Origin of the sequence: Gordonia malaquae NBRC 108250 (genome assembly GCF_000344135.1) — a bacterium.
Taxonomy (GTDB): Bacteria; Actinomycetota; Actinomycetes; order Mycobacteriales; family Mycobacteriaceae; genus Gordonia; species Gordonia malaquae.
On the sequence record NZ_BAOP01000013.1, the window covers coordinates 138,937 to 152,393 of the forward strand.

Annotated in this window: 14 protein-coding genes; 2 read left to right on the top strand and 12 right to left on the bottom strand. The window is 65.8% G+C overall.

Annotated features, from left to right (window positions below; translation table 11 throughout):
* Together pstA and pstB are read left to right on the top strand one after the other, a co-directional pair.
* Complete coding sequence (pstA, locus tag GM1_RS10695) at nucleotides 1-897, top strand: phosphate ABC transporter permease PstA (RefSeq protein WP_008378700.1); 897 nt, start codon at nucleotides 1-3, stop codon at nucleotides 895-897.
* Between the two features lie 3 nt (nucleotides 898-900).
* Nucleotides 901-1,677: a phosphate ABC transporter ATP-binding protein PstB gene (gene pstB, locus GM1_RS10700; protein WP_008378701.1), complete on the top strand. Its 777-nt coding sequence runs from the start codon at nucleotides 901-903 to the stop codon at nucleotides 1,675-1,677.
* A gap of 243 nt (nucleotides 1,678-1,920) precedes the next feature.
* On the opposite strand, the gene phoU is transcribed toward pstB, so the two are convergent.
* The 12 genes from phoU to GM1_RS10760 all read right to left on the bottom strand — a co-directional run.
* Nucleotides 1,921-2,583, bottom strand: coding sequence for a phosphate signaling complex protein PhoU (gene phoU, locus GM1_RS10705; protein ID WP_008378703.1), 663 nt, complete (start codon nucleotides 2,581-2,583; stop codon nucleotides 1,921-1,923).
* 76 nt (nucleotides 2,584-2,659) lie between these two features.
* A complete protein-coding gene (locus tag GM1_RS10710; protein WP_008378704.1) occupies nucleotides 2,660-4,921 on the bottom strand; it encodes an LCP family protein in 2,262 nt (753 codons plus the stop codon).
* Between the two features lie 83 nt (nucleotides 4,922-5,004).
* Nucleotides 5,005-6,090, bottom strand: coding sequence for a tRNA dihydrouridine synthase DusB (dusB, locus tag GM1_RS10715; RefSeq protein WP_244874766.1), 1,086 nt, complete (start codon nucleotides 6,088-6,090; stop codon nucleotides 5,005-5,007).
* 104 nt (nucleotides 6,091-6,194) lie between these two features.
* Nucleotides 6,195-7,187 (bottom strand): acyl-ACP desaturase, encoded by a 993-nt coding sequence (locus GM1_RS10720; protein WP_008378708.1) that lies wholly within the window; start codon nucleotides 7,185-7,187, stop codon nucleotides 6,195-6,197.
* A gap of 294 nt (nucleotides 7,188-7,481) precedes the next feature.
* A complete protein-coding gene (locus GM1_RS10725; RefSeq protein ID WP_008378709.1) occupies nucleotides 7,482-8,069 on the bottom strand; it encodes an ATPase in 588 nt (195 codons plus the stop codon).
* Nucleotides 8,066-8,482 carry a TA system antitoxin ParD family protein gene (locus GM1_RS10730; RefSeq protein ID WP_008378711.1) on the bottom strand — a complete coding sequence of 139 codons (417 nt, stop codon included), beginning with the start codon at nucleotides 8,480-8,482 and terminating at the stop codon, nucleotides 8,066-8,068. The genes GM1_RS10725 and GM1_RS10730 overlap by 4 nt, the downstream gene beginning before the upstream one ends.
* 110 nt (nucleotides 8,483-8,592) lie before the next feature.
* Nucleotides 8,593-9,462 (bottom strand): DUF1266 domain-containing protein, encoded by an 870-nt coding sequence (locus tag GM1_RS10735; protein ID WP_008378713.1) that lies wholly within the window; start codon nucleotides 9,460-9,462, stop codon nucleotides 8,593-8,595.
* Nucleotides 9,463-9,493: 31 nt separating this feature from the next.
* Nucleotides 9,494-10,291 (bottom strand): DUF1266 domain-containing protein, encoded by a 798-nt coding sequence (locus tag GM1_RS10740; protein WP_008378715.1) that lies wholly within the window; start codon nucleotides 10,289-10,291, stop codon nucleotides 9,494-9,496.
* Nucleotides 10,288-11,076, bottom strand: a complete 789-nt coding sequence (locus tag GM1_RS10745; protein ID WP_008378717.1) for a DUF1266 domain-containing protein — start codon at nucleotides 11,074-11,076, stop codon at nucleotides 10,288-10,290. The genes GM1_RS10740 and GM1_RS10745 overlap by 4 nt, the downstream gene beginning before the upstream one ends.
* Nucleotides 11,077-11,211: 135 nt before the next feature.
* Complete coding sequence (locus GM1_RS10750; protein WP_040519851.1) at nucleotides 11,212-11,532, bottom strand: type II toxin-antitoxin system HicB family antitoxin; 321 nt, start codon at nucleotides 11,530-11,532, stop codon at nucleotides 11,212-11,214.
* 503 nt (nucleotides 11,533-12,035) lie between these two features.
* The gene (locus GM1_RS10755) at nucleotides 12,036-12,563 is read right to left on the bottom strand and encodes a nuclear transport factor 2 family protein (RefSeq protein ID WP_008378721.1); all 528 of its coding nucleotides are present in this window, start codon (nucleotides 12,561-12,563) and stop codon (nucleotides 12,036-12,038) included.
* Nucleotides 12,564-12,676: 113 nt separating this feature from the next.
* Nucleotides 12,677-13,457, bottom strand: a 781-nt coding sequence (locus GM1_RS10760) for an HNH endonuclease signature motif containing protein (protein WP_008378723.1), incomplete at its 5' end; no start/stop codon positions are given.

Genomic DNA, 13,457 nt, shown 5'->3' on the forward strand with positions numbered 1-13,457 from the left:
ATGGAACTGACGAAGACCAAGGAACCCGTCGCCCTGCGTCCGGCGTTGCCGGGTGCCATGTCCACCCGCCGCAAGGTGACCGACCAGACGGCGCGCGTGGCCGTCACGCTGTCGGTGCTGCTCGCCGTCCTGCCGCTCGGGTGGCTCGTGTGGACCCTGGTGTCCCGCGGCATCGGCCCGATCGTGGACATCGATTGGTGGACCAAGTCCGAACGCTACGGCGGGGCATCGAACGCTCTGGTCGGAACCCTGATCCAGACGGCCCTCGCCGCCGTCGTCGCGGTGCCTCTAGGCGTGCTCGTCGCGATCTACCTGGTCGAGTACAGCTCCAAGAAGAGCCTGCTCACAAGGGTCACGACGTTCATGGTGGACGTCCTCGCCGGCGTCCCGTCGATTGTCGCGGCACTGTTCGTCTACGCCGTCTGGCGGACAACACTCGGCCTGCCCCGTTCGGGTCTGGTCGTCGCGTTGGCGCTGGTGCTGCTGATGGTTCCGCTGGTGGTGCGTGCCACCGAGGAGATGCTGAAGATCGTTCCGCAGGATCTCCGCGAAGCCGCGTACGCGCTCGGCGTTCCCAAGTGGAAGACGATCCTCCGGGTGGTGCTGCCGACGGCGATGTCGGGCATCATCACCGGCGTCATGCTGGCGGTGGCCCGCGTGATCGGCGAATCGGCTCCGGTGCTCATCCTGATGGGCGCAACTCGCGTGATGAACGTGAATCCTTTTGCAGGGGACCAGCAGTCGCTGCCCCTGATGATGCTGCAGAACTACAACAAGGGCCCGAGCGGCTACGAGACGGTGTGGGGAGCTGCGCTCACCCTGGTGATCGCGGTGGCGGTCGTTTACATCCTCGCTCGTGTGCTGTCCACATTCACCGGCCCCAAGACAGGACGCTGACCCATGGCGAAGAGCCTGACCATCGAAGACCTGAACGTCTACTACGGCGACTTCCACGCCGTCCAGAACGTGTCGCTCAAGATCAAGCCGAAGTCGGTGACGGCGTTCATCGGCCCGTCCGGCTGCGGCAAGTCGACAGTTCTGCGGACCCTCAACCGCATGCACGAGGTGACCCCGGGCGCCTACACCACTGGCTCGGTGAAGCTCGACGACCTGGACCTGTACGGCAAGGGCGTCGACCCGGTCGGTGTCCGCACCACCGTCGGCATGGTGTTCCAGCGAGCCAACCCGTTCCCCACGATGTCGATCCGCGACAACGTCGTCGCCGGACTCAAGCTCGGCGGAGTCCGCGACAAGGCGAAGCTCGACGAGGTGGCCGAGGCCAGCCTGCGCGGCGCCAACCTGTGGAACGAGGTGAAGGACCGCCTCGACAAGCCGGGCGGCGGACTGTCAGGCGGCCAGCAGCAGCGCCTGTGCATCGCCCGGGCGATCGCAGTCTCACCGCAGGTCCTGCTGATGGACGAGCCGTGCTCGGCCCTCGACCCGATCTCCACGCTCGCCATCGAAGACCTGGTGTCGGAGTTGAAGAACGACTACACGATCGTCATCGTCACACACAACATGCAGCAGGCCGCGCGTGTCAGCGACCAGACGGCGTTCTTCAACCTGTCCGGCGCCGGGAAGCCCGGTGAGCTCGTCGAGGTCGGCGCCACCGAGAAGGTGTTCTCCAACCCGGACCGCAAAGAGACCGAGGACTACATCTCCGGCCGCTTCGGCTGACCTGTCCACCGCTCCTTCGAGCGCAGTCGAGAAGTTCTTTGCCGTTCTTCGAGCGCAGTCGAGAAGTATTCAGCTAGACGAGGAAAGGTCCTCCACCTTCGGGCGGAGGACCTTTCTTGCGTCTCGACTGCGCTCGGCGAACGGAATCGTCTCGACTGCGCTCGGCGAACGGAATCGTCTCGACTGCGCTCGGCGAACGTAAACGGCTTGAAGAGCGGAAACGGCTCGACGAAATGGAGAGCCTCACGAGGCTTCGAGAAGCTGCTCTGGGGTCTTGCCGGTGGCTTGGAAAACGACGCGGCGGGCGATGAGGACGGCGTGGTCGGCGTAGCGCTCGTAGTAGCGGCCGAGCAGAGTGACATCGACGGCGGCGGACACACCGTGAGCCCATTCGCGGTCCATCATGACGGTGAAGAGGTGGCGATGGAGATCGTCCATGGCGTCGTCGTCGTCCATGAGGCTGAGGGCGTCGTGATAGTCCTGCGACTCGAGGACCCGGTGCGCATTGTGCGCGAGCTCCACGGCGAGGCGACCCATCTCCTCGAAGTAGCCCGCGACCTCCTCGGGCAGCACGTGTGCGGGGTGTCGGCGTCGTGCGACCTTCGCGACGTGCAGGGCGAGGGCCCCCATGCGGTCGATCTCGGAGACGAGTTGGAATCCGGACACGATGGAACGCAGGTCGCCCGCGACGGGGGCCTGCAGGGCCATCAGTTTGAAGGCGAGGTCCTCTGCTTCGACGGACTGCTCGGCGATCGCGTCGTGATCGGAGATCACGCGTTCGGCGAGTTCGAGGTCGGCTTCGAGGAGCGACCGGGTGGCCATCTCCATCGCACGGCCGACCTCTTCGACCATCTGACCGAGGACCGTGTTCAGGGCAGACATCTGCTCCTGGTAGGCGTCACGCATACCGCGAATTCTACTGAACGTGCCGGTCGACGACTTGCCGGGCAGGGTGAAGTCAGCGTGAACAGTCGGCGGCGTGTCAGCTGCAGGTGGTGTCGCCGGCGTTGGTCACGGCGAGGTCGTTCGGCAGGTTGCTGCTGTTGACGTTCTCGGGGAGATGCTCCACCGATAGCGTCGAACCCGCGGCCGGAACCGACCCCATGGTCTCGACGCCGCCGAAGTCGGAGCCGAGGATCACCTGGACACCCGACTTCACCGACTTGTCGAGCTGGATCTTCGCGCCGGGGAACAGTTTGGCGATGGTGGCGGCGGAATCGCGTTCACCGGTGCCGTAGCGCACCACGGTGTCGGTGCGCTGTTCGGACGCGTCGCCGATGCCCGACACCTCGACGCCCTGGCGGATCAGCTCGTCCATCACGTTCGAGGCCATGCCGGACTGCCCGGTGCCGTTGAGGACACGCGCGGTGATGTTGCTCGCGTGCTGTGCCGTCATCTCGGTGTTGGCCGGGGCCTTTGTCGTCGGAGCAGGCGCATCGGCGGGCCGCTTCTTCTTTTCGCCCGGCAACGGCTGGTCGTCGATGATGGCGTTGAAGATCGCGTCGATGTCGTCGGTACGCGGGATCTCGTTGTTCTGGCCGTCCTCCGACGTTCCGGATGTGGGGATGGTCAAGAATGTGACCGCTCCGGCGTCCATGCCCTGCATCGAATCGGCCAAGTTGATGAGCGCGTCGGTGTCGACGCGGTCGACGTAGCTGTATTTGATGAACGTCTTGACGATGCCGTTCAGCTTGCTCGGGTTCGACAGCACGTCGCCGGACAGCGTCGACCGGAGCAGCGACGACATGAACAGCTGCTGGCGTTTGATGCGGCCGTAGTCGCCGTTGCCCTCGAGTGCGATGTGGCGAGCGCGGACATAGTTCAGCGACTGCTTGGGGGTGAGTTTCTTGCGGCCGGGTGTCTTGACGATGTAGCCGATCTCGTCGTCGAAGAGCGGCACCTTGGAGCAGACTTCCACTCCGCCGACGGCGCGGACCACGTGTTCGAAGCCAGCGAAGTCCATGGCGATGAAGTGGTTGATGTTCAGGCCGCTCATCTGGGTGAGCGTCTTGACGATGCACGACGGCCCGCCGTCGGCGAACACACCGTTCAGCTTCACGCTGTTCGCCGCGGGGAGCACGCCGTCGTACTCCTTGGTCTCCGAGTTCCAGTTCTGACACTCCGGCCGGTCGACAGCGAGGTCGCGCGGCCACGAGACCGCGACCACACGGCTGCGGTCGGCGGGCACGTTGACCAGGAGGATCGTGTCGGCGCGGGCGCCTTCCACGGTGTCGGCCTCACCGGCACCGACCTTGGCGTTCTGCCCGCTGCGCGTATCAGTGCCGACGATCAGGTACGTCTCGTCGCCGTACTGCGCGTCCTTGTTGCGGACGTCCTTGCTGTCGGGGTCGATGGCGAAGACGTTGTTCCAGTTGCCGTTCCAGACCCGGTTCATGTTCCACACGTATCCGGTGCCGACGAGCGACAGGATGCACGCGAGTGCCACAAGGGTGCGTCCGGTACCGGTCGCGACCTTGCGGGCGCGGGCCTTCTTCGTCAGGGGCGCCTTGCGGGGACGGACTCGTTCGATGACCTGGGTGAGGTCCGGCGTCGGTTCGAGTGGCCTGCGGCGGATCTTCTTCGGGGCGTCGACGACGTCGGTGGCCCGCTGGGCTACTGCCGGTGCATCGCCGGAGGGAGCTTTGGGCGGCGTGGGGCTCTGGGCCCGCGACTCGTCGGACGCGCGTGATGCGGTCGTCGTGTCGGAGAGGTCGACCGGTTCGAACTCGAAGCCGGCGATGGGCGGGATCGCCTGGGTCGCCTCGGGTTTGGGAGCTGCCGGGCGCGGCTGCGGTCGTGCTGCAGGCGGGGTCGCCGGGCGGCGCTGCGGAGACGGCGGCGCAGGGTTGGACGCTTGGGATGCAGACGGTCGTGGTGCCTGTGCCGCGGGGCGGGGCGCCGGAGCTGACGGCGGTGGTGTCGTGGGACGCGGGGGAGTCGGCGGCGGGGTGGCGCGGCGTCGTCCGGTTGCGGGCGGCTCGGCCTGCGCGGGCGGGAGCGTGCCCGCCGACTCGTCGACGCCCATTTGATCCATGAGCTGCCGGACCGTGAGACGTCCGCGAGGACGCACGTACTGCTCGCGGCCGGTGGGTTCGCGCAGTCCTTCGGCCCGGGGGTGCCGGCCGGTGTCGCCGAAACGGTCCCGGAAGTCGTACGAGTCAGACGATCGACCGGCACGACGAGATCGCCGAGGTGACGACGGCTGGTCGTCCGGGCTGTCGGCGCCGGGGCGGTCTGAACTCACGATAACCTCACTGGTCAGGGACTTCGGACATGATAGTGGCCGGACCTGAAAGTTTGATGATCGACCAGCTCAGGACGGCGCTGTCAGCCTCCCGAATGCATGATCTCGGCGCCTTCGGGGACGATGTCCTCCTCCGGATCGTCGAGCCACCCTTCGGGCAGCGCGACCGATGCGGGGGACCCCTGACGCCCGCGCGGACCGTGCGCATCGCGCGGGAACGGCGTGTCGGCAGGCAGGGTGTCGATGAGTCGCCGCAGGTCGTCCATGGTTTTCACGAGCGACAGCTGCGAGCGGAGGTCGCCGCCCGCCGGGAAGCCGCGGAGATACCAGGCGATGTGCTTGCGCATCTCGCGCATACCCTTGTCCTCGCCGTGGTGTGCGGCGAGCAGGGTTCCGTGGCGGAACATGATCTGGCCCACTTCGCCCAGATTCGGCGCTGTCGGGGCGTCGACGCCGCGGAGTCGGGCCGAGAGTTCAGCGAACAGCCATGGCCGTCCGAGGCAGCCTCGGCCGATCACAACACCGTCGCAGCCCGTCTGCTGCATCATCGCGACGGCGTCGTCGGCCTCGAAGATGTCGCCGTTGCCGAGCACTGGAACCGTCGTCACGTGCTCTTTGAGGCGTGCGATCTCATCCCACACCGCGGTGCCCGAATAGCGCTGGGATGCGGTCCGTGCGTGAAGGGCGACGGCCTGCGCGCCCTCGTCAGCTGCGATGCGCCCGGCGTCGAGGTGCGTGTGGTGCTCGTCGTCGATCCCGATGCGGAACTTGACGGTCACCGGGATGTCGGTGCCTTCGGTGGCGCGGACAGCGGCGGCGACGATGTTGCGGAACAAGCGGCGCTTGTATGGGATCGCCGATCCGCCGCCACGTTTGGTGACCTTGGGGACCGGGCAGCCGAAGTTCATGTCGATGTGGTCGGCGAGGTTCTCGTCGACGATCATCTTCGCGGCCTTGTAGGTGTACTCCGGGTCGACCGTGTACAGCTGCATGGACCGCGGCGTCTCCGTCGGGTCGAACGTCGTCATGTGCATTGTGACGGGATGACGCTCCACGAGCGCGCGGGCCGTCACCATCTCGCACACGTACAGGCCGGACACGGTGCCCGTCCGCTCAGCTTCGAGTTCGCGACACAACACACGGAAGGCGACGTTGGTGACGCCTGCCATCGGTGCGAGCACCACTGGGCTGGCGAGTTCGATCGGGCCGATACGCAACGGATCCCGACCGGTCAGGAAGTCCGGTCGGGATGTCGTCGGCAATGTTGCGGTGCTCAGGATGCTTGCTGCTCCCGCTTGCGGGCCTCACGGGCCAGGGCGCGGTCGCGCATCTCTTCGAAGCGGGTCGCGTCCTTGTCGAGTTGGTCGAGGAATGCCGCGAGCTCCTCGCGAGTCTGCTCACCCTTCGGTCCGAAGTCGGTGCGCTCGAAGACGTTCCACTTGCGCAGGACCGGCTGGATCACCTCTTCGAGGTGCTGGCGGAGGTCGTAGATGCCGTGCTTGGCCATCAGGACGCCGTGGCGGCGGAAGTTCGGCATTCCTGCGCCGGGCATCTGGAAGTTGGTGACGATGTCGGCCACCGCGCGAAGCGTCTGGTCGGGTGCGATGTCCATGCCCGCACCACAGATGTTGCGGTAGAAGATCATGTGCAGGTTCTCGTCGGCCGCGATGCGCTGAAGCATGCGGTCGGCGACGGGATCGTTGCAGGCCTTGCCGGTGTTGCGATGGCTCACGCGGGTCGCGAGCTCCTGGAACGTCACGTAGGCGACGGAGTGCAGGAGGCCGATCTCTTCACCGTTGGCGGCCATTTCGTCGGCGCGATCCGCTGCTGCGAGCATCGGGTCGTACCCGTTGGTCATGTGGATCATGCGCGCCTCTTCGAGCGCGTTGGGGTCGACGCCGCGTGTCACGACGAGGTAGTCGCGCATCGCGATGCCGTGGCGGTTCTCCTCGGCGGTCCAGCGGCCGACCCAGTGGCCCCACGCGGAGTCCATCGAGAAGTTGTCGGCGATCACGCGGTGGTACGAGGGCAGGTTGTCCTCGGTCAGCAGGTTCGTGATCATCGCGGCCTTGGCGACGTCGTCGAGCTTGGAGTCTTCGGGGTCGTAGTCCTTGCCGCCGAGCTCGGCGAAGTTGCGGCCCTCGTCCCACGGCACGTAGTCGTGCGGGTTCCAGTCGCGCGCCATCTTCAGGTGGCGGTTGACGTTGTTCTCGGCGATCGGCTCCAGCTCCCGGAGCAGCTCGAGTTGAGTCAGTTCGCGTGCCATCGGTGATTCCTCCGGTCGGTTCGGTGCGTCGGTCGGGCGGCGGTGCCGCCGCGGGGAGCGTCGACGTGCGCGTATCCCTTCAGGCTACGTCACGGTCGTAACGGTCCCAAGTCCATCTGTCACGGGTTTCATCGCTCAGTGCCGCGTCTATGTTACGGATGAGTAGCTTGCGGTTACGCGATCGTAGGTTCGCGCCCGTCCCTGATCCTTGACCCGTCCCGCCTTATCCTTGAGCGGCTCTCCCCCTGATCCTTGAGCGGATCTCCCCCGATCCTTGAGCGGAGTCGAAAGGAATCAGCCCTCCGTCAACGCCCGCAGCGGCTCTGGTGTCCACGCAGGCCATGCCGGTGGTGATATCGCGGACCCTTGTGAGAACTCGGCGAGGGTCGCCATCGTGGATTGCGAATTGTCGTAGACGTACGCGGCGTCAGCTCGGCTGATCGCAGTGGCGACGAGTGGCCAGAGCCGCTGGAATCGGGATCGGATCTTCTCTGGTGGCACGCTATGCCCACCTGATTCGACGCGGGTCACGACTCGCTGAAGCGCCAGGTGTTCGGGAATCACTACAACGTGGACGTGGACTACGAATCCTGCGTCGTGGGCACTTGCGATCAAATCGAGTTTGGACGGATGAGAGAACACCGTCTCGGCGATCAAAGGCCGCCCTGCTGCGATCAGAGCATCACGAGTTCGCTCGGCGATTCGCGCTGCGTCGTACGAGTGCTCTTCGGCCGCATGTGGCCAGCGCTTCTTGGCGATCTCGTCTGCGTTCACGAACACCGATCCGAAGAGGATCGGTTGCAGATGATTGGCGATCAGTGTCGATTTGCCCGCGCCGTTGCACCCGACCACGAGGTCGAGTCGCGGGCGAGGGTTGTTCATACGTCAGCGGCGAGTAGGGCCTCGGTGCCGTCGGTGCCGAGTTCTATGAGCCGGCCATCGTCGTCGAGGTACACCGACCTGAACCCTGCTTCAGCTCGCTCGGCGGGGACGTTGGTCGAGGCGAGACTCTCGGCGACGCGTGCTGGAAACTCGGCGTCGAAAGCAATTGCCTCGTCGGCGGTGAGGGACTGCCTTTCGAGTCTCCCTGCCAATGCGGCCTCCACTCGACTACGGGATGAGGAGGATGCGGCGGTGAATGAACGGCCGATCTTTGCCCAGTACTCCAACTGTTGCCGTGCAGATCGGTTCTCGACCTCCCCGACCGCTTGCGCGGACTCGAAGAGCTCCGCGGAGAATCGTGTCGCGCGGTCGGCGGCCTTCTTCTTGGTATGGCCGGTGGGTACTGCTGTCATGGTGACCTCCGTTGCAGGTTGCAACGCCAATGCTACGCCGTCTCTACAGGGCTGTCACCAGCGTGTTCATATCTGTGGACACCTGATTCCACCCGGCGCGTAGTCCACAGTCAGTCGTCGCCGAGGACAGGTTCGGTCGGGAACGGGAGGTGGTTCCACGGAGAGTTTCGCGAGTCGAGATAGGGGCGGACCCACTCGATGGCGTCGACGACTTCTCGGCCGTACGTGTCGGGATAGGTGACCATCCGCCCTGCCGTGACGCTCAACGCGTACGACCGCCACGACGAGTGATTGACAAGGACGCTGTCGCGTGCGGCGAGCGCAACGTTCCGAACGACATGCGGCCCGCCCCAGCCGAAGGCGACGCCCCATCGGGCGACGTTGCAGACGCGGACGAGGTCGTAGCCGCTGAGCGCTTCGACTTCCTCGTCGGCAGCGAGCAGTCGCGCTGCACGCAGCTGCTGCTCCGCCATGCGAATGGGGCCGATCGCCTCGATCAGCGCGTCGGCGTAGCCGTCCGGAGCCTCCAGTCGGTCGGACTCGGCGGTGAGTTCGTGCGCCCACGTGTTGTCGTCGAGCGTGTGGACGTCGCGCCGTCGTTTCGCCGCAGTGCGGATGTCAGCCGCGTGATAGGCGATGCTGTCGCCGTACTGTCCTGCGACGAGGCGGTTCAGCACGGTGAACCAGTACTCCTCGTCCTCGATGCCCCAGACCTGAGTCAGGGTCTGCTCCACCTCTCCTGCCGCGGCGAAGTTCCCGAGGTCGGTCAACGAGTTCCATTTGACGTTCTGTGGCGACGCCATCGGTCCGGAGAGGGACAGGCCTTGTGCGACGGGGCCGTACAGGGTTCCTTGCGGATCCACCGGGATGTCGGCAGTGGTGTAGTCGCGGTTCACGGCGGCGGCGATGCGCTCGGGGTTGTCGCGGGATCCCCAGACGAGCGGGTCGGCGTCGTCGCGGCGGCGATTGAACAGTGCCAAGGGTGGTCCTTTCAGCGAGCCGACGAGGCGGTCACAGTGCGAAGTCGAGGTCGGTCGGGAACGTCAGGTTCCGCCACGGGCTGTCGGCCGCGACCAACAGTGTCGCGACGGGCGGCAGATAGGTGGTGATCGCCGCGGTGTGGTCATCGGCCTCGAGTGCGAACCCGGCGATCGTCGACGCCGCGTACTCGTTCCAGTCGACGAAGTGGCGGCCCGCGAGGTCGCGAACCGCGAGGAGGGCTTGACGTACGGCCTGGTAGTCGCCGTAGCCGGAGCTTGAACCCCACCGGGCGACCGACACCGCCCACGACAGGCGGTGGCCTGCGACGGAGCGGATCTTGATTCCGGGTTCGAGCAGGCCTGCGCTGGTGAACATCGTCTCGATGTCGTCGACCGCGGTGATGATCCGGTCGACGGCGTCGTGTGCGTCGTCGGTCTGGTCGGTGTCGTGCAGCCACTCGTGCATCTCGGCGCGCCACCGGCCGGTTGTCGGAGTCTCGCCGGTCCGCATCAGATCCGCGCGGAATCCGAGGACGGAATCGATGTCGTTGCCGCTCGGATTGAGCGCTTCGCCGAGTGCCGCCGTCCAGTCGTCTGCGCTGTTGATGCCGTGCTCGGCGAGGAACACTCGTGCGCTGTAGGTCGACACATCGGCGACATCGAGGGAGTTCCACGGCTGGTGCTCGTCCACGCGGACCACCGCGCCGAGAGCCAGCGCCTGGGCGAGGTCGTCGTACAGGGGACCTCTCGGGTCGACGGTGATGGTCGATGTCGCGTGGGCACGCAATACCGCCGGGACATCGGGCAATGGCGTGTGTCTCGGGATCACGGTGCTGAACGTCCGGGGAACCCGATGTTGGTCCACGGGCTCATCGGGCTGGAGAGCAACGTGCGCACGGTGCCGGCGGCGTCGATGTAGTGCGCGTCGGTCGGGTATCCGCCGTACAGGACCGACGAGGCCGCGACGTACGCCGCGCCGAACTGCGCCCACGTCTGGAACGCGTCGACGTTCGACGCGTTGTGCCCGAGCGCGTCGAGCATCTGCTCGGCCGTGGTCGGATTCGCGTAACCCAGCCGGGCGCCCGCGTACACGAGGTAGGCGGCGTTGGCGAGATCGTGGGCGAACATCGTGACGATCCGTTCGCCCGGTGGGAGCAGCCCGTCTGTGGCCAGCTGTTGTTCTACGTGAAACGACTTCACTGCCTGCCGGACGACGAGGTCGGTCTGCTCGTCGGTCCACGACGACTGCTCCCCGTGCGCGTAGACGGCGGCGACCCATCCGTCGAGATCGAGGTAGGCGGCGCCGGTTCCTTCGAGCAACTCGTCGCGGATGTCGAGGGCCAGCTCGCCGGGCGTTGCCCGGATGTGTTCGCCGCGGATCAACGAGTCGGTCACATGAAGCCAGGAGTCGGCGCTGGTGATCTGCCACCGGCGCGAGATGTGGAGCTTCTCCTCCACGGTCACGTCGATCCCGCCTCCCGGCCGTTCGGGGCTGTTCCAGTGCAAACGGAGGCCGGAGGTGATCGGCGCGCTCATCGCGAGCACCGATGCCCGCGGGCCGTGGGTCGGGCCGTTCGACGAGGTGAGGATCGGCGGATCGAATCCGGAAGTCATGGGCAGCTCCTGGGTGGCGATCGCCCGAGGCGGTCCGCGAAGTGGTGAGAATCAGCCCGTGGAACGTAACACTTGTCCGAATCGGAGGTCGATCGGATGATCTATGACGAGCGGGCGGACAGTGATCCGGGGTTGTCAGGCGTCCAGGAGTTCGTTGGCAACTGCATTCAGCGAACGTCCTGTGCGCGCGGCGATCTCGGCGAGGCGCCGGTGGACGCGAGGTGTGGTGCGGACGAGGAATTTGCCTGAGTACTCGCGTTGCGAAAGTGGAGTCGGGCTGTCCTCTCCGAGGTCTGCGACAGCGTCGGCGACCGCATCGCGGATTCCTTCGAGGGCCTCGACTTGCGTGCTCGCGAGCCAGGACAGGCTGGGGAACTCATCGACGAGTCCGACATGCTCCTGGTCCTCTTCCGACCATGTGACCCGGTAACTGTATTGCTCTGCTGTCCACGTCATAGTTCGTCCTCCATGCGATCGATCGCCGCCAGTATCTGGCGGACCTGGTAGGCCTTCGCTTTGCCGTTCCGGCCCTCTTGGATGACCGTTCTGCTCCCCGAGCGCAGTCGAGGGGTCGCCGCCCCATGGCATTGCGTAGACGTGGTGGCTTGTTCCGCTATTGCGGGGTAGGCCGAACAGGGAGTCGCATACGGCCTTGACCTGTTCGAACCTGACACCCTTAGGGTTGTTTCGCATCATCGCGATGACTTTCGAGTGCTTACTCATCGTAGCTCGATATCACCTGTGGTACTAGACCGTTTTGCTGAGCCTGCTGCCGGCAGGGTGGGTGAGCTGTACGAGGGGTGTATCCGAGCGTCATGACGGCCTCCGTTGCACGATTGCAGTCACGGTAGAAGGCTGCGGAGGGGGTTTGGCCGGGGGAACGCATCTGTGGACGGCGTCGAGCCGGTGGTCGGGTTGTCCACACGGGTCAGGCGCGCCGCTAAGGTGAATCGCTTGTTCTATGACGAGCGCGGGGACCGCGGCGCGAACATCTTGCCGAAGGTCTCCATCCACTGTTGTGCCGGTTCGTCGAGGGTTCCGAGTTCAGCTGCGCGTTGACACCACTGGTAGGTCATCTGCCCGAACTTCATTGGGTTGTAGATGTCCTCTTCGCGGCTCCACAGGCCGTCTCCCGCGTAGGTCAGGATCGTCATGTTGGTCGCGGTGAAGACGGATCCGTCGCCGGGGTCGCGCATCGGATTGTCGATCTCGCAGATCACGCGGCCGGTCTCGGGGTCGGAGACGTGCCAGAGTGACGGGTACTCGGCCATGTGGCTGCCGGGGAACGCGAACATGGTCTTCTTGACCCACGTGCGGATCGCCTCGCGGCCCTTCATAGTGCCGTACGCGTGCTCGACGTAGTCGGCGTCCTCGGTGAACTGATCGGCCCAGACGTCCCAGTCGTCGCTGATTGCGACCTCGGCGGTGGTCTTCTGGAACTGGGCGAACGCAGCATCGAGCTCGTCGGCGGTGAAGCGGGGAGTCATGACTGCCGATCGTAGGTGGGCGAGCGCGAAGAATGAAGGGGTTCAGGCGGTTTCGTCTCGCGATTCCCGCGATTGTGCTGGATGCGTCTGCTCCTGGAGCGAGTCTGGGCGGATCACGCCGCGGCAGGGTGCACTGTCATCGTTCGTCGGGCGTGCGATCTGATCGGGACCCGTGGCCGATCGGGCCGTGCCGGGTCGGCCGGTTCGAGGAACCAGGGGTGGCCGTCGTGGCCGATGAACACCTCCCACCCGCTCTGGTGGATCAGTGTGTGGTGCATCCGGCACAACAGCACTCCGTTGCCCAGGCTGGTCGCGCCTCCTTCTGACCACGGCGTGCAGTGATGCGAGTCGGTCCACGTGACTGGTCGTCCGCAGCCGGGGAATGCGCATCCGCAGTCCCTGGCCGCGAGGGCTTTGCGGATGCCGGGTGTCATCAACCGCTGCTCCCGCCCCACATCCAGCGGGACGCCTCCTCCGTCGACGGTGATCCTGGTGACGGCCGAGGTGCACAAGCTCAACGCGACCGTTGCCGGGGACACGGGCCCGGTGAACCCGAGCCTGGCGACCCCGTCACCCGGTGAACCGACTGTGGGTATGACGATCGACGCGTGCGGTAGGACGCCGCCGCTGGTGGGCCGGTCTGATCCGGACAGGTAGGTCCGGATGATCTGCCCGAGCGCATCAGCTCTGCGTTGCCGGGCCGTCCGTGGATCGGGTGACCCGTCCGGCTCGGGGACCGGCCTGCACAGCGGATCCAGAGCCGCGTTCAGTTCCTCACCGGTCACGACGTCGAGATCAACAGTGGCCTCGACGCGTCCTTCGTCGTTGACGTACAGGGACATCTCATTGAGTTCCGGATTCTCCGACGCCGGAGCCAGATCCGGATCATCGGAC

What these genes read in the sequence shown, in the direction of transcription:
- pstA (WP_008378700.1), top strand. Translation starts at nt 1, where the DNA reads ATGGAACTGACGAAGACCAAGGAACCCGTCGCCCTGCGTCCGGCGTTG.
- pstB (WP_008378701.1), top strand. Translation starts at nt 901, where the DNA reads ATGGCGAAGAGCCTGACCATCGAAGACCTGAACGTCTACTACGGCGAC.
- phoU (WP_008378703.1), bottom strand. Translation starts at nt 2,583, where the DNA reads ATGCGTGACGCCTACCAGGAGCAGATGTCTGCCCTGAACACGGTCCTC.
- dusB (WP_244874766.1), bottom strand. Translation starts at nt 6,090, where the DNA reads ATGGCAGGCGTCACCAACGTCGCCTTCCGTGTGTTGTGTCGCGAACTC.
- GM1_RS10720 (WP_008378708.1), bottom strand. Translation starts at nt 7,187, where the DNA reads ATGGCACGCGAACTGACTCAACTCGAGCTGCTCCGGGAGCTGGAGCCG.
- GM1_RS10725 (WP_008378709.1), bottom strand. Translation starts at nt 8,069, where the DNA reads ATGAACAACCCTCGCCCGCGACTCGACCTCGTGGTCGGGTGCAACGGC.
- GM1_RS10730 (WP_008378711.1), bottom strand. Translation starts at nt 8,482, where the DNA reads ATGACAGCAGTACCCACCGGCCATACCAAGAAGAAGGCCGCCGACCGC.
- GM1_RS10745 (WP_008378717.1), bottom strand. Translation starts at nt 11,076, where the DNA reads ATGACTTCCGGATTCGATCCGCCGATCCTCACCTCGTCGAACGGCCCG.
- GM1_RS10750 (WP_040519851.1), bottom strand. Translation starts at nt 11,532, where the DNA reads ATGACGTGGACAGCAGAGCAATACAGTTACCGGGTCACATGGTCGGAA.
- GM1_RS10755 (WP_008378721.1), bottom strand. Translation starts at nt 12,563, where the DNA reads ATGACTCCCCGCTTCACCGCCGACGAGCTCGATGCTGCGTTCGCCCAG.